The 19274-nt window shown below is 61.6% G+C and carries 16 protein-coding genes and 5 tRNA genes; 17 read left to right on the forward strand and 4 right to left on the reverse strand.

All coding sequences use genetic code 11. From position 1 onward, the window contains the following. Positions 1-1271 precede the first annotated feature (1271 nt). From FJY68_09560 to FJY68_09570, 3 genes are all read right to left on the reverse strand, one after another. Positions 1272-3038: a radical SAM protein gene (locus tag FJY68_09560; protein ID MBM3332079.1), complete on the reverse strand. Its 1767-nt coding sequence runs from the start codon at positions 3036-3038 to the stop codon at positions 1272-1274. A 96-nt stretch (positions 3039-3134) separates the two neighbouring features. After that, positions 3135-3539: a PaaI family thioesterase gene (locus FJY68_09565; protein ID MBM3332080.1), complete on the reverse strand. Its 405-nt coding sequence runs from the start codon at positions 3537-3539 to the stop codon at positions 3135-3137. A 99-nt stretch (positions 3540-3638) separates the two neighbouring features. Then, positions 3639-4244, reverse strand: coding sequence for an outer membrane lipoprotein carrier protein LolA (locus FJY68_09570; GenBank protein MBM3332081.1), 606 nt, complete (start codon positions 4242-4244; stop codon positions 3639-3641). A gap of 156 nt (positions 4245-4400) precedes the next feature. On the opposite strand from FJY68_09570, the gene FJY68_09575 reads away from it, so the two are divergent. The 17 genes from FJY68_09575 (at position 4401) to rpsG (ending at position 18459) form a co-directional block, all read left to right on the forward strand. Beyond that, positions 4401-4473, forward strand: a tRNA-Thr gene (locus FJY68_09575). 18 nt (positions 4474-4491) lie between these two features. Continuing rightward, positions 4492-4574: transfer RNA gene (locus FJY68_09580), tRNA-Tyr, on the forward strand. A gap of 103 nt (positions 4575-4677) precedes the next feature. After that, positions 4678-4748 (forward strand) — tRNA-Gly (locus FJY68_09585). Between the two features lie 211 nt (positions 4749-4959). Next, positions 4960-5032 (forward strand) — tRNA-Thr (locus FJY68_09590). A 74-nt stretch (positions 5033-5106) separates the two neighbouring features. Further along, on the forward strand, positions 5107-6309 hold the full coding sequence (tuf, locus tag FJY68_09595) for an elongation factor Tu (protein MBM3332082.1): 1203 nt from the start codon (positions 5107-5109) through the stop codon (positions 6307-6309). A 9-nt stretch (positions 6310-6318) separates the two neighbouring features. Then, entirely contained in the window at positions 6319-6465 is a 147-nt protein-coding gene (rpmG, locus tag FJY68_09600) for a 50S ribosomal protein L33 (GenBank protein ID MBM3332083.1), read from the forward strand. Further along, positions 6464-6536: transfer RNA gene (locus FJY68_09605), tRNA-Trp, on the forward strand. The genes rpmG and FJY68_09605 overlap by 2 nt, the downstream gene beginning before the upstream one ends. 9 nt (positions 6537-6545) lie before the next feature. Further along, entirely contained in the window at positions 6546-6740 is a 195-nt protein-coding gene (gene secE / locus FJY68_09610; protein MBM3332084.1) for a preprotein translocase subunit SecE, read from the forward strand. Positions 6741-6754: 14 nt separating this feature from the next. Next, a complete protein-coding gene (gene nusG / locus FJY68_09615) occupies positions 6755-7279 on the forward strand; it encodes a transcription termination/antitermination factor NusG (protein ID MBM3332085.1) in 525 nt (174 codons plus the stop codon). A gap of 18 nt (positions 7280-7297) precedes the next feature. After that, the gene (rplK, locus tag FJY68_09620) at positions 7298-7729 is read left to right on the forward strand and encodes a 50S ribosomal protein L11 (protein MBM3332086.1); all 432 of its coding nucleotides are present in this window, start codon (positions 7298-7300) and stop codon (positions 7727-7729) included. Continuing rightward, the gene (locus tag FJY68_09625; protein ID MBM3332087.1) at positions 7726-8439 is read left to right on the forward strand and encodes a 50S ribosomal protein L1; all 714 of its coding nucleotides are present in this window, start codon (positions 7726-7728) and stop codon (positions 8437-8439) included. Before rplK ends, FJY68_09625 begins: the two co-directional genes overlap by 4 nt. A gap of 2 nt (positions 8440-8441) precedes the next feature. Next, the gene (locus FJY68_09630; GenBank protein ID MBM3332088.1) at positions 8442-9032 is read left to right on the forward strand and encodes a 50S ribosomal protein L10; all 591 of its coding nucleotides are present in this window, start codon (positions 8442-8444) and stop codon (positions 9030-9032) included. Positions 9033-9124: 92 nt separating this feature from the next. Beyond that, a complete protein-coding gene (locus FJY68_09635; GenBank protein ID MBM3332089.1) occupies positions 9125-9517 on the forward strand; it encodes a 50S ribosomal protein L7/L12 in 393 nt (130 codons plus the stop codon). A gap of 89 nt (positions 9518-9606) precedes the next feature. Beyond that, the gene (gene rpoB, locus FJY68_09640) at positions 9607-13584 is read left to right on the forward strand and encodes a DNA-directed RNA polymerase subunit beta (GenBank protein ID MBM3332090.1); all 3978 of its coding nucleotides are present in this window, start codon (positions 9607-9609) and stop codon (positions 13582-13584) included. Next, positions 13581-17591: a DNA-directed RNA polymerase subunit beta' gene (rpoC, locus tag FJY68_09645; protein ID MBM3332091.1), complete on the forward strand. Its 4011-nt coding sequence runs from the start codon at positions 13581-13583 to the stop codon at positions 17589-17591. The genes rpoB and rpoC overlap by 4 nt, the downstream gene beginning before the upstream one ends. Position 17592: 1 nt before the next feature. Next, positions 17593-17979, forward strand: a complete 387-nt coding sequence (locus FJY68_09650; GenBank protein MBM3332092.1) for a 30S ribosomal protein S12 — start codon at positions 17593-17595, stop codon at positions 17977-17979. A gap of 9 nt (positions 17980-17988) precedes the next feature. Further along, positions 17989-18459 (forward strand): 30S ribosomal protein S7, encoded by a 471-nt coding sequence (gene rpsG / locus FJY68_09655; protein ID MBM3332093.1) that lies wholly within the window; start codon positions 17989-17991, stop codon positions 18457-18459. 279 nt (positions 18460-18738) lie between these two features. Here rpsG and FJY68_09660 read toward each other — a convergent pair whose 3' ends face one another. After that, the gene (locus tag FJY68_09660) at positions 18739-19098 is read right to left on the reverse strand and encodes a hypothetical protein (protein MBM3332094.1); all 360 of its coding nucleotides are present in this window, start codon (positions 19096-19098) and stop codon (positions 18739-18741) included. Positions 19099-19274 lie beyond the last annotated feature (176 nt).

The raw sequence follows: 19274 nt of genomic DNA on the forward strand, positions 1-19274 counted from the left end.
TCACAGCGGTTCTCCTTTCATAACATTCAAACAACCCAGATGCTACCATCCGGGCAGGGGAACCGCTACTGATTTTCAACTAAGACAGGGACATCCTCGCGAGAAGTCAGAAGCCAGAGGCTAGAGGTCAGAGGTAAGAACGGATGCGGGGCGGGAAGGGGAATCCCACGGACTCTACAGCGCTGTAGGATGGCGCTGGAGGCGGTCTCTGGGCCTATGTGCTTGAGACCTGAGGCGTTAGGCTCGAAGCTGACGAAATGACACCCGCACCTTGGGGAGTACCCCCCGCATCGTTTGTATCGTTGTGTCGTACATCGTTCCGCAAGCAGTCTCGGAAGTTGTCTCGGGGAGTCCCTGGTCCTTTGTCCGGGGAGGAAAGTGAACAGGAGTTCGGGGGCTTGTGTGCCGGAGAGCAGGGGATGCAATTCGCCGGTCTGCTCTACGGGTTGTTTCCCATTGAGTCCGGGCGCTTGCGGCCCGCACAGCCGCCGAGACGGCAGTCAGGACTGCGTCGGGGTCGGTTTCCAGACTTGTCTGCTGGTCTGTTTCCCGTTCAGTCTCATCCGCCGGCCTGCCAATCCTGGTGAATCGGCTGCGGTGTGTGACGTGAGCCGCACCATGCTCCACAGCAGCGCAACCTCGTCTATATGTGGTGGTCCGGCCGTTCCCGGCCACAATCCTGCCGGGGAGTGGACAGCCCACCGGCCGCCTGGTGGGCAGCTTCCGCCGATGAAGCTTGGCACGCGACAACCCATAGAACTGCGGGAGCTTGTCCGCAAGAATCGACGCGAGCAACGAACCGAGCAACAACTGGAGCAACGACTTGAGCATCTTCGCGAGCAACGCGTGGTGCAACGCCGTAAGCAACTCCGGATGCATGTCGCGACGCAGCTCAGGATTCAGCCACCGACTCAACCGCCGACGCGACGCACCAAGCAGCTAATGATGCAGTTGCCGGTGCTTCGACCTATGCTTCGCCGCATGCTTCGCGAGACGCATCGTAGCGCGAGGCGCGGTGACCGAAATGCGCTTCGGCAGAACCTCGACGGGCGGCAGGTTGGCTGTCGTAATCTAGAGGATTCTGGCGGCGAGATCGTGCGTGGAGGAATAGAGGGAAGGGACCAAGTCAAAAGGCAAGAGTCAAAAGGCAAAAGCCAACACCACGAGCGGACTAGAGGATCCGAGCCGAAAGGTCGTGAGTAGAGGAATAGAGGGAAGGAACCAAGTCAAGAGGCAAGAGTCAAAAGGCATAAGCCAAAACCACGAGCGGACTAGAGGACCCGAGCCGAAAGGTCGTGAGTGGACGAAGACGTAACCAGGGCGCGGACGAAGAGGCCGGGGCGGACGTTGCGGCCGAAGAGTTTGACCACGCCGTCGATCTCAGGCGCATCCCACTCGGTGCGTCCGACGCACCGAGAGTTCTCAGTCTTCAGTTCCCAGTTCTCAGTGACGGCAGACACTCCGGCACCTTTACCGTGCCCGCTTGGTGTCTTGGTGTCTTGGTGGTGAAACTCCGGGTCCTGAGTCGAGGCGTCGATCAGCACGGTCAGTTCGCGGCCGACGAGCTTCTTGAGATTCGCCCGCGAGATGGCAGCCTGCGCGAGCATCAGGCGGCGGACGCGTTCTTTCTTCACGGCAGGGGAGACCTGGCCGGGGAGGCGCGCGGCTTTGGTGCCGGACTCGGGCGAGTAGGCGTAGCAGGAGAGGCGGTCGAACCTGGCGGCGCGGACGAAGGCAAGCAGTTCCTCGAAGTCTCGGGCGGTCTCGCCCGGCAGGCCGACGATGATGGTGGTGCGGATGTGCATTTCCGGAATCGCCCGCAGGGATTCGAGCTGCACTTCGACGTCCTGCCGCGTGTAGTGGCGATTCATCTTCTCCAGCAGGTGGTCGGCCGTGTGCTGGACGGGCAGGTCGATGTACCGGCAGAGCTTCGGGTTGCTGGCAAACTGGTCCATTACATCCTCGGTGATGTGCGCGGGATGAGTGTACATCAGCCGCAGCCAGCGGATACCGTCGATTCGCCCCAGTTCCCCGAGCAACCGAGCGAGTTGAGGTCTGCCGTGTGAGTCCCCGTTGACGGGGATTGAACCACCAAGACACCAAGCGGACGTTCGCACTGGAGCACTAGACAACTGGGGCACTCGAGCACTCCCTCTTCGTGTCTTTGTGTCTTGGTGGTGAACTCCTTTCCGGAAATCCGTGCCGTAGAGGGTCGTGTCCTGAGCCACGAGTATCAGCTCTTTGACTCCGGTGCGGGCAAGGTCGCGCGCTTCGGCGATGATGTCGCGCATCGGGCGCGAACGGAACGGGCCGCGGATGTCCGGAATCATGCAGTAGGAGCAGCGGTTGTCGCAGCCGTCGGCGATCTTGAGATAGGCGAAGTGGCGGGGAGTGGAAAGGACGCGGGGCGCAGCTGAACAATGAGCGCTGAACGCTGAACGATGAACGCGGTCCGAAGGGGACGAGGCATTGTAGATTGAAGACTGCAGATTGGAGATTGCAGATTTGCCGGAGCCTGATGCTTGAAGCTTGCGGCTTGAGGAGGAGTCGGGAAGGGAGGAGGGAGGAGAGAGGAGGTCAGAAATGCGGCCCATGTCGCGGAGCGGGACCCAGAGGTCGACTGCGGGGAACTTCTTCTTGAGGCTCTCGCCGTAGCGCTCTACCAGGCAGCCGGCCACGACCACCGTCGGATACCCGGATGAGCGACCAACCACGGATGAACACGGATTGACACAGATGGTCTTGTCGGAAACATCTGCCCTGTTATCCGTGTCAATCGGTGGTTCTCTCTGCCCGTTTGGGGGCTCGGAGCTTCCTTGCTTGAGCTTGAGCGCTTCTCGAATGGCGGCTTCGGATTCGCGGACGGCGGATTGGAGAAAGGCGCAGGTGGTGATAACGACGAGGTCAGCGGAGCGCGGTTCAGTTGTAAGGGTGTAGCCGGCTTCGGTCAGCGAGCCGAGGACGTGCTCGGAGTCAACCTGGTTCTTGGGACAACCGAGGAAGACGAGGCACGCAGAGCCGGAATTCCGAATGCCCAATTACTAATTCCTAATCAATGACCGACGCTGAAGGGAGCACGTGCTCCTCGCCCGTGACATTCCTGAGTTCGTTGGTCATTAGGAATTGGCAATTGGTCATTCCTCAACCTTGCCTTCGACCCGCATCATCTTGCCGGTGGCTTCAGCCACGAGCTCACCCGATTCATCGAGCAGCCTGGCCTCAGTGAACAGGAGTTTGCCCTTTTCGCCGGTGACGCGGCCGACGCCTCTGAGCGGGCTACCGGTTTTGACCGGCCTGCGGTAGCGTACCGTCATCTCTGCAGTGACGCAGTTGCGGCCGGCATTGGTGCAGGCCCAGGCAAGGAGTTCGTCGAGGATGGTCGCGACGATGCCGCCGTGGGCGATGCCCTGCCAGCCGGCAAAGTGCTCGGGAAGAACGTAGTCGAGTTCAACGCCGTCGGGTGTCTTCTTGACGACGAGCTGCAGGCCCCGCGGGTTGTCTTTGCCGCAGGCGAAGCAGCGGCCGGAATCCTTAAGCACCGAGGAGAATTACCGAACGTCCAATACCTAATTCCTAATGAGAAGTGAGCGGCTTCAGCATACGAGAGCGGTCATTGGGAATTGGCAATTGGGAATTGGTTATTTCTCAACGGTTACGCCTTTGGGCGGTTTGAACTTGAAGAGCGCCGGGTCGAGCTTGGGATTCCAGTCCTGATTGTAGAAGCTGAAGTGGAGCTTCTGGCCCATCCCGTCGCGGAATGAGAAACCGTCTATCTGGGTGCCGGTTTCGTTCAGTTCGAGCACGAGATCGCCCATGGCCGACATATCGCCATCCGGGCAGACCTTCACGACATATATGCCGGAGGAGTCCTTGGCGACCTCGACCGTAGAAGTGGAGTCGAGAATCGGCTCGAGAAAGGCCATGATCGGCGCGACGCCCCCAGGCGGTCGTTTTATCGCGCGCCCGAACTCGGGAAGATACGCCCACACGTTGACGCCGTCCGAAACGAAGAGCTGCTTCTGACCCTCGGTGACCTCCAGGCGGTAGCGGTCAGGTAGTGAGATGGCGAACCTGCCTTCGAACTGGGTGCAGGTACCCTCCTTCTCGCTGCAGATGTTCTCGGTGAAGAGGCCGGATAGAGTCTTGAGTCCAAGGTAGGTAGAGCGCAGGTTCACCCAGATGGGATGGTCGGACGCTGCCGCCAGACAGAGGCAGCAGACGAGAAGGAGAGTAATTCGTCGCATGTACTAGGATATTCTCCGGTACGGCGAAGTCAAACCCGACACCGGCGGCGGTGAAGTCACGCATGAGATACAACCGAGGGACGCCGCGTATTCTTGACGCTTGCGGTTTTTGGGCTATATTTCACTGCCCGCGGCGGCAGCTGCCGGCGTGGACACGCCGACATAGCTCAGTTGGCAGAGCAGTGGTTTTGTAAACCACAGGTCGGGGGTTCGAATCCCTCTGTCGGCTGACTATTGTCTCGTTCGCGGACGGGTACCCGAGTGGTCAAAGGGGGCAGACTGTAAATCTGCTGGCAATTGCCTACGGAGGTTCAAATCCTTCCCCGTCCATACTGACCGAATCGGTTCTTGCTGCACCGGTTCGGCGGTTCTCCGCACCCCAGTTGGCTGCGGATGTCTGACAATCGTCGGTCCGTCTGTGCGGTTTTCTAGCGCGGGCGTGGTGTAGTGGTAGCACAACAGCCTTCCAAGCTGTTTGCGTGGGTTCGACTCCCATCGCCCGCTCTGCCGGACAGACGTCAAGACCGGGGCAGCTTTTGCCGCTGTCGAAGCACTGCGGTAAAGTTGCTTGGCACAAAAGGTTAGGCCCGGAGCGTAACGCACTCACCGGGCTGATAAACTGAGCGCCAGGACGGCCGCCGCGGCCGTCGGGCGGCGTTCGCATTTAGTTATTGACACGGCGTAGGTTATCCATATAATACCCTGCACCGGTCTCGCCCATGTAGCTCAGTCGGTAGAGCACTTCCTTGGTAAGGAAGAGGTCGCCGGTTCAATTCCGGCCGTGGGCTCATTGTTGTCTAGCCTTGAAGAGGCTATAGTTCACTGAGAACCAGCAGCTAAGTCCGACAGGAGGAACGGCCAAATGGCGAAGGAAAAATTTTCGCGAACCAAGCCGCACGTCAACGTCGGCACCATTGGTCACGTTGACCACGGAAAGACGACGCTGACAGCGGCGATCACCAGGGTCCTGGAGAAGAAGGGCCTGGCGAAGTACAAGAGCTACGATGACATCGCGAAGGCCTCGGAGTCGCAGGGCCGCCGCGATGACACCAAGATCCTGACCATCGCGGTCGCGCACGTCGAGTACGAGTCGGACAAGCGGCACTACGCACACATCGACTGCCCGGGCCACGCCGACTACATCAAGAACATGATCACCGGCGCGGCACAGATGGACGGCGCCATCCTGGTGGTTTCGGCCGCTGACGGCCCGATGCCGCAGACGACCGAGCACGTGCTGCTGGCCACTCAGGTGAACGTCCCGGCGATGGTCGTGTTCCTCAACAAGGTAGACCTCGTCGACGACCCGGACCTGATTGACCTGGTGGAGCTGGAAATCCGTGACATCCTCACCAAGTACGGATTCCCCGGCGACAAGACACCGATTATCCGGGGCAGTGCGATCAAGGCGATAAGCGCTGATGAAGGACCGGACTTCGATGCCATTCTCAAGCTGGTCGAGGCCCTCGATTCGTTCATACCGGAACCGGTGCGAATCACCGACAAGCCCTTCCTCATGCCGATCGAGGACATCTTCTCGATCACCGGACGCGGTACGGTCGTGACCGGTCGAGTTGACCGGGGCCTGCTCAAGGCCGGCGAGGAAGTGGAAATCCTCGGTTTCGGGAAGCACGACAAGGTCGTCGTGACGAGCGTGGAGATGTTCCGCAAGATCCTCGAAGACGCGCGGGCCGGCGACAACGTCGGGCTGCTGCTGCGGGGTGTTGCCAAGGAAGACGTTGAGCGCGGCATGGTCATCGCCAAGCCCGGTTCCATCAAGCCGCACAAGAAGTTCAAGGGCGAGGTGTACATTTTGACCAAGGAGGAGGGCGGACGTCACACTCCGTTCTTCCCCGGTTACCGGCCGCAGTTCTACATCCGGACCACCGACGTCACCGGTAGCTGCACGCTGCCTGCGGGCGTCGAAATGGTGATGCCGGGCGACCACGTGACCATGGACATCGAGCTCATCAGCGAAGTGGCGCTGGAGCAGAACTCCAAGTTCGCCATCCGTGAGGGCGGCCGCACGGTCGGCGCCGGCACGGTCATCCAGATAGTCGAGTAACCGGGCGAGATGCGCAACTTCGTCACACTGGCGTGCCCCGAGTGCAAGAACCGGAACTATCACACGACGAAGAACAAGAAGAAGACCGAGCGCTTCGAAGCGAAGAAGTTCTGTCCTTCGTGCCGGAAGCACACGATGCACAAGGAGGTCAAATAGGCCAGTAGCTCTAACGGCAGAGCGGCGGACTCCAAATCCGTAGGTTGGGGGTTCAAATCCCTCCTGGCCTGTAGATTAACATGAAAGACCTTATCAAGCGGGTAAGAAACTACCTGGCCGATGTCTGGGCCGAGATGAAGAAGGTGTCGTGGGTGCAGCGTAAGGAGCTGCTGACCACGACGCTGGTGGTTATCCTCTTCTCGACCGTGCTGGCCCTCTTCATCGGCGTGGTCGACTTCGTTTTCTCGCGGCTTCTGGGGATAGTCCTCAGGTAGCCGGCCGGCTGAACATGAAGTTCTACGTCGTCCACACCTACACCGGCCGTGAGAAGCGGGTGAAGGAACTGCTGGAGAAGGCGATCGAACGCCTGAACCAGCCCGGCCTTTTCGGCCGCGTCATAATGCCGGCTGAGAAGGTCGCACGGGTGCGGAAGTCGAAGATTGTCGCCGAGGAGCGACGATTGTATCCGGGATACATCGTGGTGGAGATGGAACTGAATGAACAGACGCTGTCGCTCATTACGTCCATTCCCGGAGTTACCCACCTGCTGGGGACGAAGTTGGAGCCCATGGCCTTGTCCGAGGAGGAAGTGACGGCCATGCTCGAGCAGATCGAGCGGGGACGCGACCAGGCCGAGCCCGAGGCCCCGTTTGAGAAGGGTGAGAATGTCAAAGTGGCCAAAGGACCGTTCGCCGGGTTCACAGGAACGGTCGATGAGCTCTTCGCCGAACGCCGACGGGTGAAGGTCATCGTCACGATTTTCGGTCGGCCCACACCGATTGATCTGGACTTCCTTGACGTCCAGCCAATCTGAGTTTAGGAGGAGCGAGTAATGGTTAAGAAGGTTGCGGCGGTCGTGAGACTCCAGATCCCGGCCGGCCAGGCAACCGCGGCACCGCCGGTCGGCCCGGCCCTGGGCCAGCACGGAGTGAACATTGCGGAGTTCATCAAGTCCTTCAATGAGGCAACCCGCAAGGAGACTCCCGGCATGGTGATCCCGGTCGTCCTGACCGTCTACTCGGATCGGAAGTTCACGTTCGTCACCAAGACCCCACCCGCGTCCGTACTCCTAAAGCAGGCGGCCGGCCTGGCCAAAGGCTCGGGAGAGCCCAACCGGGCGACGGTCGGCACGGTCAGCCGCAAGGCGGTCCGGGAGATTGCGGAACGGAAGATGCGTGACTTGAACGCGGCGGACGTCGAAGCCGCCATGAAGATTATCGAAGGCACGGCCCGCGCTATGGGCATGAAGGTGGCGGAATCATGAGGCGGCACAGCAAGCGGTTCCGTTCGCTGACCGAGAAACTTGAGCACCAGCAGCTACATCCACTGACCGAGGCGGTACAGTTGGTCAAGGAGAAGGCCACAGCCAAGTTTGACGAATCGGTCGACATCGCCATCAAGCTGGGGATCGACCCGAAGAAGACCGACCAGCTCGTTTCGGGCACGGTCTCCCTGCCCAACGGTACCGGCAAGCAGGTGAGGGTGCTGGTTTTCGCCAAGGGCGAGAAGCAGGACGAGGCGAAAGCCGCCGGAGCCGACTATGCCGGATTCGAGGACCTGGTGGAGAAGGTCCAGGGCGGCTGGTTCGACTTTGACGTCGCGGTTGCCACGCCGGACACGATGTCGGCAGTCGGCCGGCTGGGCAAGGTGCTGGGGCCACGCGGCCTCATGCCTTCGCCCAAGACCCAGACCGTGACCTTCGATGTGGCCGCAACGGTCAAGAGCCTGAAGGCAGGCCGGATCAAGTACCGGACCGACAAGACTGGGAACATCCATGCGCTGATGGGCAAGGCGTCGTTCGATCCGGACAAGCTGAGTGAGAACGTTCGGAGCTTCGTAGCCGAAGTGGTCAGGGCAAAGCCGGCTACGGCCAAGGGCCAGTTCGTGCACAACATCGTGCTGTCATCGACCATGGGTCCCGGGGTCAGAGTCGACGTCCGCGAATTCCTTGATACAGCCAGGAAGGGAGTCTAGCCATGCCCAAGCAGGTGAAGATTGATGCGGTGGCCGGGCTGAAGGAGAGGATCGGCAAGACGTCGGCGCTCTATTTCGTTGATTTCACGAAGCTCGCCGCCAACGACTTCAACACGCTGCGACGCAAGTTGGGCGAGTCGAAGGTTGCGGTCCGCGTCGTGAAGAACCGGCTGGCGCTGCGGGCGCTGACCGAGAGCGGCGTGCCGGCCGACATCGAGAAGCTTCTGACCGGGCCCACCTCGCTGGTGTTCGCCGTCGACGACCCGATTGCGCCGGCCCGCACCATACGCGAGCAGATGAAGAAGATGGCGGCCCTGAAAGTCAAAGGGGCCTATTTGGACCGGGTCCTGTACCCGGCCGACCAGTTCAACTTCATCGCCGGGCTGCCGACCAAGAACGAACTGCGCGGCGAGGTCGTCGGCGTGCTGCAGGGACCGATCTACGGGCTGGTGACGACACTAGACGGGCTGCTTTCCGAGTTCGTCTGGGTGCTCGACCAGGTCAAAGACCGGCCGCGGGCGACGGCGCCGGCGGCTGACGCTCCGGCCCCGGAAGCGACTGCTCCCGCGCCGGAGCAACCGGCCGCAGCCTGAGACAGAATTGCATGGGAATTGCTGCTTCATAACGACGGGATCGATAGGAATGCCGCGGTTGCTTGCGGCAGTTTAACAGTCCAGGAGGATTGATGGCGGAAACCAAAATCCAGCAGGTCATCGAAACGATCGAAGGCCTGACAGTTACCGAATTGGCTGAGCTCGTGAAGTCCCTGAAGGACAAGTTCGGCGTGTCGGCTCCGGCGTTCATGGCGGCCGGTCCGATGCCGGCGGCCGGCGGCGCAGCCCCGGCGGAAGCGAAGGCCGAGGAACAGAGCGAGTTCACCGTGACTCTCGTATCTGTCGGCGACAAGAAGATCCAGGTGCTCAAGGAGCTGCGGTCAGTCACCCAGCTGGGGTTGAAGGAAGCCAAGGACATCATCGACAAGACCCCTAGCGTCGTCAAGGAGAACGTATCGAAGGAAGACGCCGCCAAGATCAAGGCGAAGCTCGAGGAAGTAGGCGCCAAGGTCGAGGTCAAGTAGAAGCGGCGAGTGACGAGCGTCGGCATCGCGGTTCGTGATTCGCAGGCGGTTTGTCCGGCTATCGGCCGATCACGGGGGAGGCTCGCAGAATGGAACAGCTAGACTTCTCTAGGAGCACAACTCACTTAGAGATCCCGAGCCTGCTTTCACTGCAGCTCGATTCGTTCCGAGAGTTCGCCCAGTTTGAGACCGACCCGGCCCGGCGCGAGCCGCACGGGCTCGAGGGCGTCCTCCGGGAGACGTTCCCGATTGAGGACGCGCACAAGAACTTCCGGCTGGATTACGTCGGCTACCGCTTCGGTGAGCCGAAGTACTCGCCGGACGAAGCCATGGCCAAGGGCGTTAACTACTCGATGCCGCTGAAGGTCGTGTTCCGGATGGTCAAGAAGGAGCCTACGACCTCCGAAGGGCAGCCCGCACCCAGCAGTGAGAAGGTCAAGGACATACTCGAGCAGGAGGTCTTTGTCTGCGAGTTGCCGTGGATGACCACTGCCGGTACGTTCATCATCAACGGAGTGGAGCGGGTGATTGTCAGCCAGCTCCACCGGTCTCCGGGCGTCTACTTCTCCCGGGACGGCGACGAGTTCTCGGCGTTGCTGGTACCGCTGCGCGGCGCCTGGTTCGAACTGGTCGTGGACAAGCACAACTCGATGGTGGTCCTGCTTGACCGGAAGCGGCGGATTTCGGCCGCGACTTTCATGCGGGCAATCGGCTACTCGCACGAAGATATCGTCGACAAGCTCTTTCGGGTCGTCCAGAAGCCGTTTGCGCCGGGACAGGTCGTGGCGCGCGACATCAAGTCGGAGTCGGGAGAGTCCTGGGCACGTGCCGGTGAGTACGTGACCGAGGGGTTGCTGGATTTCCTCTCGTCCAAGGGCGTAGCCGAAGGTTGGGTCGTGGATGGGAACCCGGCTGGACTCGACATCATCGCCAACACGCTGCGTGCCGACCGTACCACGTCAAAGGAAGATGCCATCAAGCGGATCTACTACCGGTTGCGCTCGATTGCCCCGCATTCGATCGAGCTGGCCGAGTCGGTGATACTGGGCATGCTCTTTGACCAGAAGCGGTTCGACCTCGGCGCGGTCGGTCGTTACAAGCTGAACCAGCGTTTGATGGCCAAGACCCCGCTCACCCAGACCGGGCTGCTGCAGAAGGACGTGCTGGCAATCGTCTCGCACCTGCTGTTGTTTGCCGGTGAAGGCCGGCTGTACCAGGTCCGCTATCAGGCGGGCTCCTCCGAGGAACGGGACAAGGTGCTCGGGGAACTGAAGGGACAGGACCTGCTGCCGGATCGATATCACTGGTACGAACGCCGTTCTGAGCTGGAGATGACCTTCTACGACGAGGGGCGCGGCAAGCATGCCGAGAAGCTAGTGTCTGTCAAGGGAAGGCGAATGGTCGCCGAGCCGGTCCGCTATCAGGCCGACGACGTCGACCACCTCTCGGCCCGCCGCGTGAAGCGTGTGGGCGAGCTGCTGGAAAACCAGTTCCGGGCTGCCCTGATGCAACTGGCTCAGAATATCCGGGAGCGGGCCGCCTTCATTGACGACAGCCTGCTGACACCGCAGGAGCTGGTGAACACCCGGGTGGTGGCTAACGCCATCATGCAGTTCTTCACCCAGAGTCAGCTCTGTCAGTTCATGGAGCAGACAAACCCGTTGACCGAGCTTACGCACAAACGGCGCGTCTCCACTCTGGGCCCGGGGGGGCTGACCAAGGAGACAGCCGGCTTCGAGGTGCGGGACGTTCATTTCTCTCACTACGGACGGATCTGCCCGATTGAGACGCCGGAAGGACCCAACATCGGCCTGATCTCAACGGTTGCCACATACGGCCGGGTCGACCAGTACGGCTTTATGACCACGCCTTACTGGCGCGTCAGCGACGGCAAGGTGATGGTCGGCAAGGGTCGGGAGATCTACCTCAACCCGGACGAAGAGGACCACTACGCGATTGCCCAGGCAACCAGCAAGTTGACGTCGGACCACCGTTTTGTCGACGAAGACGTCATCTGTCGGCGCAAGGGCGACGTCGTTTCCCTGCCGCCGGACCAGGTCGACTTCATGGACGTGTCGCCCAAGCAGATTTTCGCACCTTCGACCGTGATGGTGCCCTTTCTCGAGCACGACGACGCCGACCGGGCGCTGATGGGTGCCAACATGCAGCGCCAGGGCGTGCCGCTGCTCCTGCCTGAGAAGCCGCTGGTCGCGACCGGCGTTGAAGGCAAGTTTGCCGCCGAGTCGGGCGCGATTCTGCTGGCGCCTGAGGACGGAGTGGTAACGCGGGTGGATGCGCGCACCGTCGTGCTGCGTTCCGACCGCGGGCCGACCGAGTACAAGCTCAGGAAGTACAAGAAATCGAACCAGTACACCTGCCTCTCGCAGCGGCCGATGGTTCGGGCCGGGGACCGCGTCAAGAAAGGCGCCCTGCTCGCGGACGGGCCGGCCACCCAGGACGGCCAGCTCGCTCTGGGTCGCAACGTGCTGGTTGCCTTCGTGCCGTGGCGCGGATACAACTACGAAGACGCCATCATTGTTTCCGAGGACTTGATCAAAGAGGACGGTTTCACCTCCATTCAGCTGCTCGAGTTCGAGATCCAGGCGCGCGAGACGAAGTTGGGTTCGGAGGAGATCACTCGCGACATCCCGGGTGCGACCGAGGACGAGTTGCGCAACCTGGATGAGTTCGGGGTCATCCGGATCGGTGCCGAGGTTGGTCCCGGCGACATCCTGGTCGGCCGCATCACGCCCAAGGGCGAGACCGAGTTCACGCCCGAGGAGCGGCTGCTGCGGGCGATCTTCGGCGAGAAGGCGGCCAACGTCCGTGACACCTCGATGCGCGTGGAACCGGGCGTGTTTGGCGTGGTGATCGAGCAGCGAATCCTCTCCCGCAAGCTCGGGGATGCCATGAACCGACGGCTGGAAAAGGAGCGTGTGGTTGAAGCTGGCCACCGCTACGACCTGAAGAAGGAGTTCCTGCAGGATCGCCGCGATGAGCGGCTGCGTTCGGTGCTGCGCGGTCAGAAGGCTGCAGCCAATGCCAAGGACGGCAAGGGCAAGATCCTGCACAAGGCCGGGCAACCGATGAACGACGAGTTCCTGCGCTCCGAGGAGTTCTCCGACCTCCGCAACATCGAGCAACTCGTTTCGAGTCCGAAGTTGCAACTGGAGCTCCGGGCGGCAGTCAAGGACTATGAGGACGCGCTGGCCGAGGCGGACAACGAGCGTCGCCAGGAGATAGAGCGCGTGTCGCGTGGAGATGAGCTGCCGCACGGCGTGCTGAAGTGGATCACCATATTCATCGCTCAGAAGCGCAAGCTGGCGGTGGGCGACAAGATGGCCGGCCGCCACGGTAACAAGGGTGTGGTCTCGAAGGTTCTGCCGGTCGAGGACATGCCCTACATATCGGTCGAGGCAGAGAGCAAGGACGCGAGCGAGACTATCCGCGGCATGCGCGGCCTGCCGGTGGACATGATACTCAATCCGCTGGGCGTGCCGTCACGCATGAACCTCGGTCAGGTGCTCGAGACCCACTTGGGCTGGGCAGCCAAGGTGCTTGGCTACCAGGCCTTCTGCCCGGTGTTCGAAAGCGCGTCGCCCGAGGAGATCAAGACGGAGCTGCGCAAGGCCGGATTGCCCGAAGACGGCAAGATCGTGATGTACGACGGCCGGACCGGGGACCGCTTCGGCGGCAAGATCACCGTCGGTATGATGTACGTGGTCAAGCTCATCCACATGGTCGACGACAAGATCCATGCCCGTTCGACCGGCCGGTACTCGCTCATCACCCAGCAGCCGCTCGGCGGCAAGGCCCAGTTCGGCGGGCAGCGGTTCGGCGAGATGGAAGTCTGGGCGCTCGAGGCGTACGGTGCGGCGCACGCGCTCCAGGAGATGCTGACCATCAAGTCCGATGACGTCGATGGCCGCAGTGCGCTCTACGAGTCGTTGATCCGGGGCAAGAACCCGCCCCGTCCGCGTACGCCGGCCTCGTTCGCTGTGCTGGTCAAGGAGCTGCAGGGGCTTGGTCTTGAGCTCATCCCCGAGCGGGGGAAGGAGACGGCATGATGACAGACCGGGATTTCTTCGACTTCGATTCGCTGCGGCTGCGGATCGCCTCGTCCGAGACGATTCGGAGCTGGTCGAGCGGCGAGGTCATCAAGCCGGAGACCATCAACTATCGTACCCAGAAACCGGAGCGTGACGGGCTCTTCTGCGAGCGGATATTCGGACCGGTCAAGGACTACGAGTGCAACTGCGGCAAGTACAAGAAGATCCGGTATAAGGGCATCGTCTGCGACCGGTGCGGAGTCGAGGTCACGACTTCGGCGGTGCGGCGGCAGCGGATGGGTCATGTCGAACTGGTCGTACCGGTAGCCCACACTTTGTTCTACCAGGTCCCTCCCTCGAAGATCGGCCTGATGCTTGCGCTCTCCATCAACCAGGTCGAGACTATCCTCAACTACGAGGCCTACGTGGTCGTCGAACCCGGCAACTCTCCTTACAAGAAGATGGACCTCATCACCGAAGAGGAGTTGAAGAAGATCGGCCCCAAGTCGGAAGGGTTCGAGGCGGCTGGCGGTGCGCCAGCGCTGAAGACGCTCTTGTCCCGGATTGAGCTCGACGATCTGGCCGCGGAACTGCGCGCGCGGATCAAGCACGAGACATCGCGCCGATTCAATCTGCTCAGGCGATTGCGTGTGGTCGAGGCATTTCGCGCCTCGGGCGCGCGTCCGGAGTGGATGATCCTGGACGTGCTGCCGGTCATTCCGCCCGACTTGAGGCCCCTCGTTCCCCTCGAAGGTGGACGCTATGCCACGTCGGACTTGAATGACCTCTACAAGCGGGTGATTGTCCGTAACAACCGGCTCAAGCATCTGCTGTCAATACGGACCCCGGACATAATACTCAAGAACGAGAAGCGAATGTTGCAGGATGCGGTCGACACTCTCTTCTCCAATGAGACGAGGCCCAGGCCGGTCCGGGGACGCGGTAACCGTCCCTTGAAGTCGCTCTGCGAAGCGCTCCGGGGCAAGCAGGGTCGTTTCCGCCGTAACCTGCTCGGAAAGCGTGTGGACTATTCGGGCCGTTCGGTCATCGTCGTCGACCCGGCGCTCAAACTCCACCAGTGCAGCCTGCCCAAGGAGATGGCGCTCGAGCTGTTCAAGCCGATGATTCTCAGGAGACTCGAGGAACGTCGCCTGGCCGAAAGCGAACGCGGGGCGAAGAGCATGTACCGACGCGAGGCGCCGGAAGTCTGGGAGGTACTTGAGGAAGTCACCAAAGACCATCCGGTGATGCTCAATCGCGCACCTACCCTGCACCGGGTCTCGGTTGAGTCATTCTTCCCGCTGCTGGCAGAGCACCGGGCAATCGGTATCCACCCGCTGGTTTGTCCACCGTTCAACGCCGACTTCGACGGTGACACGATGTCCGTACACGTGCCGCTGACCCCCGAGGCGATTCTCGAGGCATCGGTGCTGCTTCTTTCCTCGCACAACATCCTGTCCCCGGCGCACGGCCGTCCGCTGATGACGCCGTCGCAGGACATCGTCATCGGCGTGTACTACATCACCAGGAAGCGTCAGGACCGGACCGAATCGGTGGGGTCGTTTGACGACTTCGAGACAGTTCACTCGGCCTATGACCTGGGTGAGCTGGGTATCCACGATCCGATCAAGTTTCGCTACGACGGCAAGATCTACAGCACGACAGTGGGCCGAACACTCTTCAACGAGGTTCTGCCGGAACAGCTGCGGTTCGTAAACGAGGACTACCCCAAGGACAAACTGGTGGCGCTCGTCGATACATGCAGCCGGACGCTGGGGCTTGAAGCGACTGCGCGACTGCTCGACGCGGTCAAGGATATCGGGTTCGAGCAGGCGACGCGGTCCGGCCTTTCCATCGGCGTCGATGACGTCGTCGTACCGAAGGAGAAGTACGACATCCTCGACCGGAGCGAGCGCGACCTGAAGAAAGTGCACAAGGCCTATGACCGTGGTCTGATGACCGACGCCGAGAAGTACAACCTGGTCGTCAACACCTGGACGCTCGCGACCGCCGAAGTCGAGGAAGCACTGATGAAACGTCTGAGCGAGGACCAGGCCGGCTTCAACCCGGTGTTCATGTTGATTGACTCGGGTGCGCGCGGCTCGCGTACCCAGGCGGCCCAGATCGGCGGCATGCGCGGGCTGATGGCAAAACCGCAGCGCCGTTCCGTCGGCGAAGAGGTAATCGAGACGCCGATCAAGAGCTCGTTCCGCGAGGGGCTGTCGGTCTGGGAGTACTTCATCTCTACCCATGGCGCGCGCAAGGGCCTTACCGACACCGCGCTCAAGACCGCCGAGGCCGGGTACCTGACCCGCAGGCTCGTTGATGTGGCGCAGGACGTCGTTATCACGACTGAGGACTGCGGTACGATCCTCGGGCAGGAGGTCTCGGCCTTGCGCGAAGGAGCGGATATAGTGGAACCGCTGTCCGAGCGAATCGCCGGACGGTTCTCCCTCGACGATGTCGTGAACCCGGTGTCGGGCGAGGTGGTGGTCCATTCCGGGGAATCGATCAGCGACGAGGCGGCCGAGGAAATAGAGAACTACGGAATCGAGACGGTGCGGGTGCGGTCAGCACTGACCTGCGAGGCGCGGCCCGGTCTGTGCGTCAAGTGCTACGGTCGGAACATGGCCACCGGGACCGTCGTAGAGGTCGGCGAAGCCGTGGGCGTTGTTGCCGCCCAGTCCATCGGCGAGCCGGGAACGCAGTTGACCCTCAAGACCTTCCACGTCGGCGGTGTCGCTTCGCGTGTCGCGGAACAGACCAAAGCGACCGCGAAGTTCGTGAGCAAGGTGAAGTACGAAGGGTTGGTGACGGTCAAGCGGACCGACGGCGAGACGGTCGCCCCGGACCAGGGGCGGCTGGTGCTGCTTGCGCCGGATCGCATGGTTCCCTTCAGCGTACCGGCCGGAGCCACCGTCCGCGTCCACGACGGGCAGGAGGTGAAGGAGGGCGATACCCTGTTCGAATGGGAACCCTACTCGATCCCGATTCTGGCCCGTTCCAAAGGCGAGATCCTGTACCACGATGTCGAGGTAGGGGTCACTTTGCGCGAGGACATCGACGAGCGAACCGAGCGGATGCAGCGGATCATCACCGAAGACCGAGGCCACCGGCTTCACCCGCGCGTCGCCATCGTCGGGCCCAAGGGCAAGGTGCTGGAAGCGCACGCGCTCCCGGCCGGGGCGTATCTTGTGGTCGACAATAAGTCCCAGGTGCTGCCCGGCGACACCCTGGCCCGGCTGGCGCGTGAGATGGGGCGGACCCGCGACATCACCGGTGGTTTGCCCAAGGTCGCCGAGCTGTTTGAGGCGAAGCGCGTCAAAGAGCCGGCGACGATTTCCGAAATCGACGGGACCGTCAACGTCGGCGAGCCGCGCGAGGGTATTCGCGAGGTCAAGGTGATCTCCGAAGGCGGCACTGAGAAGGAATACGAGATACCGTACGGCAAGTACCTGCTGGTTCAGACCGGTGACCGAGTTCACGCCGGCGAAAAGCTGTGCGAAGGTTCGGTCGACCCGCACGACGTGCTCAGGGTGCGAGGTTGGCTGGCGGTACAGGAGTTCCTTACCAACCAGATCCAGGCCGTGTACCGGCTGCAGAAGGTGAAGATCAACGACAAGCACATCTCGGTCATCGTCCGCCAGATGCTGCGCAAAGCGAAGGTCGAGGATGCCGGGGACTCGAACTTCATCGAGGGCGAAATCGTTGAACGGCGCCGGTTGCTTGACGAGAACGCGAAGCTGATCGCCGAGAACATGCGTCCGGCCACCTTCCAGCCGATACTACTCGGCATCACCCGGGCCGCGCTCCTGACCGAAAGCTACCTCTCGGCGGCATCGTTCCAGGAGACGACGCGGGTGCTATCCGAGGCAGCGATTTCCGGCAAAGAAGACAAGCTCAAAGGACTGAAAGAGAACGTGATTGTCGGTCGGCTGGTTCCGGCGGGCACTGGTTACCGTGACTACGCCCGCATCAAACTCGCCGCCGAAGAGTCGCAGGAGAAGGTAGAGGAGGCATTATAGCATGCCGACAGTAAACCAGCTCGTTCGCAAAGCGCGCGAGCCGATCCACAGCCGGTCCAAGACGCCGGCGCTCAAGGGCAACCCTCAGAAGCGAGGGGTATGCACGCGGGTCTACACGACTACGCCAAAGAAGCCTAACTCGGCGCTGCGCAAGGTCTGCAAGGTGCGTCTCACCGGTGGTTCCGAGGTCACCTGCTACATCCCGGGTGAGGGACACAACCTGCAGGAACACTCGATTGTGCTCGTGCGCGGCGGCCGCGTCAAAGACCTGCCGGGCGTGCGCTACCACATCGTCCGTGGTGTGCTCGACACCACCGGCGTTGACGGCCGACGCCAGGCGCGCAGTCAGTACGGAGTCAAGCGGCCCAAGCCGGGCGCCGCGTCGTAAGGAGACGCTATGTCAAGACGACGCTCTGCCGAACAGCGGCCGATAGCCGCAGATCCGCGCTACAACTCGACCTTCGTAACCAAGTTCATGAACAACCTGATGTGGGCGGGCAAGAAGACCACAGCTCAGCGCATCTTCTACGGCGCGCTCGACCTTGCCCAAGAACAAGCCAAGGAAGACGGCTATGCCGTGTTCCAGAAGGCTATGAACGCCGTGAAGCCGGTGCTTGAAGTCCGGCCGCGCCGCGTCGGTGGCGCCACCTACCAGATACCGATGGAAGTCAGGCCCAAGCGGCGCGACGCTCTCGCTATCAAGTGGACCATCACGGCCGCCCGGGCCCGTAACGAGCACACGATGATTCAGAAGCTCGCCGCCGAGCTGCTCGACGCCAGCCGCAACCAGGGAGCGGCGGTCAAGAAAAAGGAAGACGCGCACAAGATGGCCGAGTCCAACCGCGCCTTCGCCCACTACCGCTGGTAGCTTGAGCTAGCAGCAAACTGCGACTCCAACGCGGCACGCTCTCCCGTGCCGCGTTTCTCTTTCGACATTCGGCAATCGGAAGTGAAACCACCGCCGAGGGTCCTGGCTTCTGCTGTCTGAGTTTTCGGGCATCGGGGACTGTCCCGCAGCGGATCTAACGCAGCTACTACGATGGACTGTCCCCTGACTTCTGCGGGGCGGAACCACTGCTCGATTGAATCCGCTTCGTACCTTGGCGTCCTTGTGATCGAGTCAGGGTTCGCGGGATGTGCGATGCGGTCAGGGGATGAACACGTACGGCGTGAGTTCGGTGCCGTCCCAGGTCCAATTGACCGAACTCCCCGCCTTCCACTGGTAGCCGGCAATGACGACGCTGTCGAGAGTCAGGCTCTGCGCGTCTTTCACGAGGCAGGAAAACCAGTAGTCCCTCCCAACTGCGTGCGGAGCAGTGGTCATGCTGGAATCTGCGGGGACCAGGATGTCCGTGTCCAGCCAGAGACCGGTCGTGCCCATCCGCGACGAGAACGTAACGGGACCGACGTCCTGATTGCTGTAAGTGAAGGTCACGGTCGTGCTGGTGCCGCACAGTGGAGCGATGAGGAGCAAACCTGACACGGCGATGAGTAGCGTCCTTAGCATGACTGAAATCCTAGCACTGACTCACGTCAAGTCAAACCACGACACAGATGGGCCGGCCCGGGCACATCGTGACCCCCTTTGCGCATTGCTGCTACGATTGATGTTACCTGACGATCAACCAGCGCGTCAAGGTCGAGCGCCGGGAGCAGGAGTATGCGCTGGTCAATCCCTGGCGC

The sequence above is a fragment of the candidate division WOR-3 bacterium genome (assembly GCA_016867815.1).
GTDB lineage: Bacteria > Hydrothermota > Tepidihabitantia > Tepidihabitantales > Tepidihabitantaceae > UBA2258.

Excerpts from the sequence above, each read along its gene's own strand:
- FJY68_09635 (MBM3332089.1), top strand. The coding sequence starts at position 9,125 with ATGGCGGAAACCAAAATCCAGCAGGTCATCGAAACGATCGAAGGCCTG.
- FJY68_09630 (MBM3332088.1), top strand. The coding sequence starts at position 8,442 with ATGCCCAAGCAGGTGAAGATTGATGCGGTGGCCGGGCTGAAGGAGAGG.
- rpoB (MBM3332090.1), top strand. The coding sequence starts at position 9,607 with ATGGAACAGCTAGACTTCTCTAGGAGCACAACTCACTTAGAGATCCCG.
- rpmG (MBM3332083.1), top strand. The coding sequence starts at position 6,319 with ATGCGCAACTTCGTCACACTGGCGTGCCCCGAGTGCAAGAACCGGAAC.
- rpoC (MBM3332091.1), top strand. The coding sequence starts at position 13,581 with ATGATGACAGACCGGGATTTCTTCGACTTCGATTCGCTGCGGCTGCGG.
- secE (MBM3332084.1), top strand. The coding sequence starts at position 6,546 with ATGAAAGACCTTATCAAGCGGGTAAGAAACTACCTGGCCGATGTCTGG.
- nusG (MBM3332085.1), top strand. The coding sequence starts at position 6,755 with ATGAAGTTCTACGTCGTCCACACCTACACCGGCCGTGAGAAGCGGGTG.
- rplK (MBM3332086.1), top strand. The coding sequence starts at position 7,298 with ATGGTTAAGAAGGTTGCGGCGGTCGTGAGACTCCAGATCCCGGCCGGC.
- FJY68_09650 (MBM3332092.1), top strand. The coding sequence starts at position 17,593 with ATGCCGACAGTAAACCAGCTCGTTCGCAAAGCGCGCGAGCCGATCCAC.
- rpsG (MBM3332093.1), top strand. The coding sequence starts at position 17,989 with ATGTCAAGACGACGCTCTGCCGAACAGCGGCCGATAGCCGCAGATCCG.
- tuf (MBM3332082.1), top strand. The coding sequence starts at position 5,107 with ATGGCGAAGGAAAAATTTTCGCGAACCAAGCCGCACGTCAACGTCGGC.
- FJY68_09570 (MBM3332081.1), bottom strand. The coding sequence starts at position 4,244 with ATGCGACGAATTACTCTCCTTCTCGTCTGCTGCCTCTGTCTGGCGGCA.
- FJY68_09625 (MBM3332087.1), top strand. The coding sequence starts at position 7,726 with ATGAGGCGGCACAGCAAGCGGTTCCGTTCGCTGACCGAGAAACTTGAG.
- FJY68_09660 (MBM3332094.1), bottom strand. The coding sequence starts at position 19,098 with ATGCTAAGGACGCTACTCATCGCCGTGTCAGGTTTGCTCCTCATCGCT.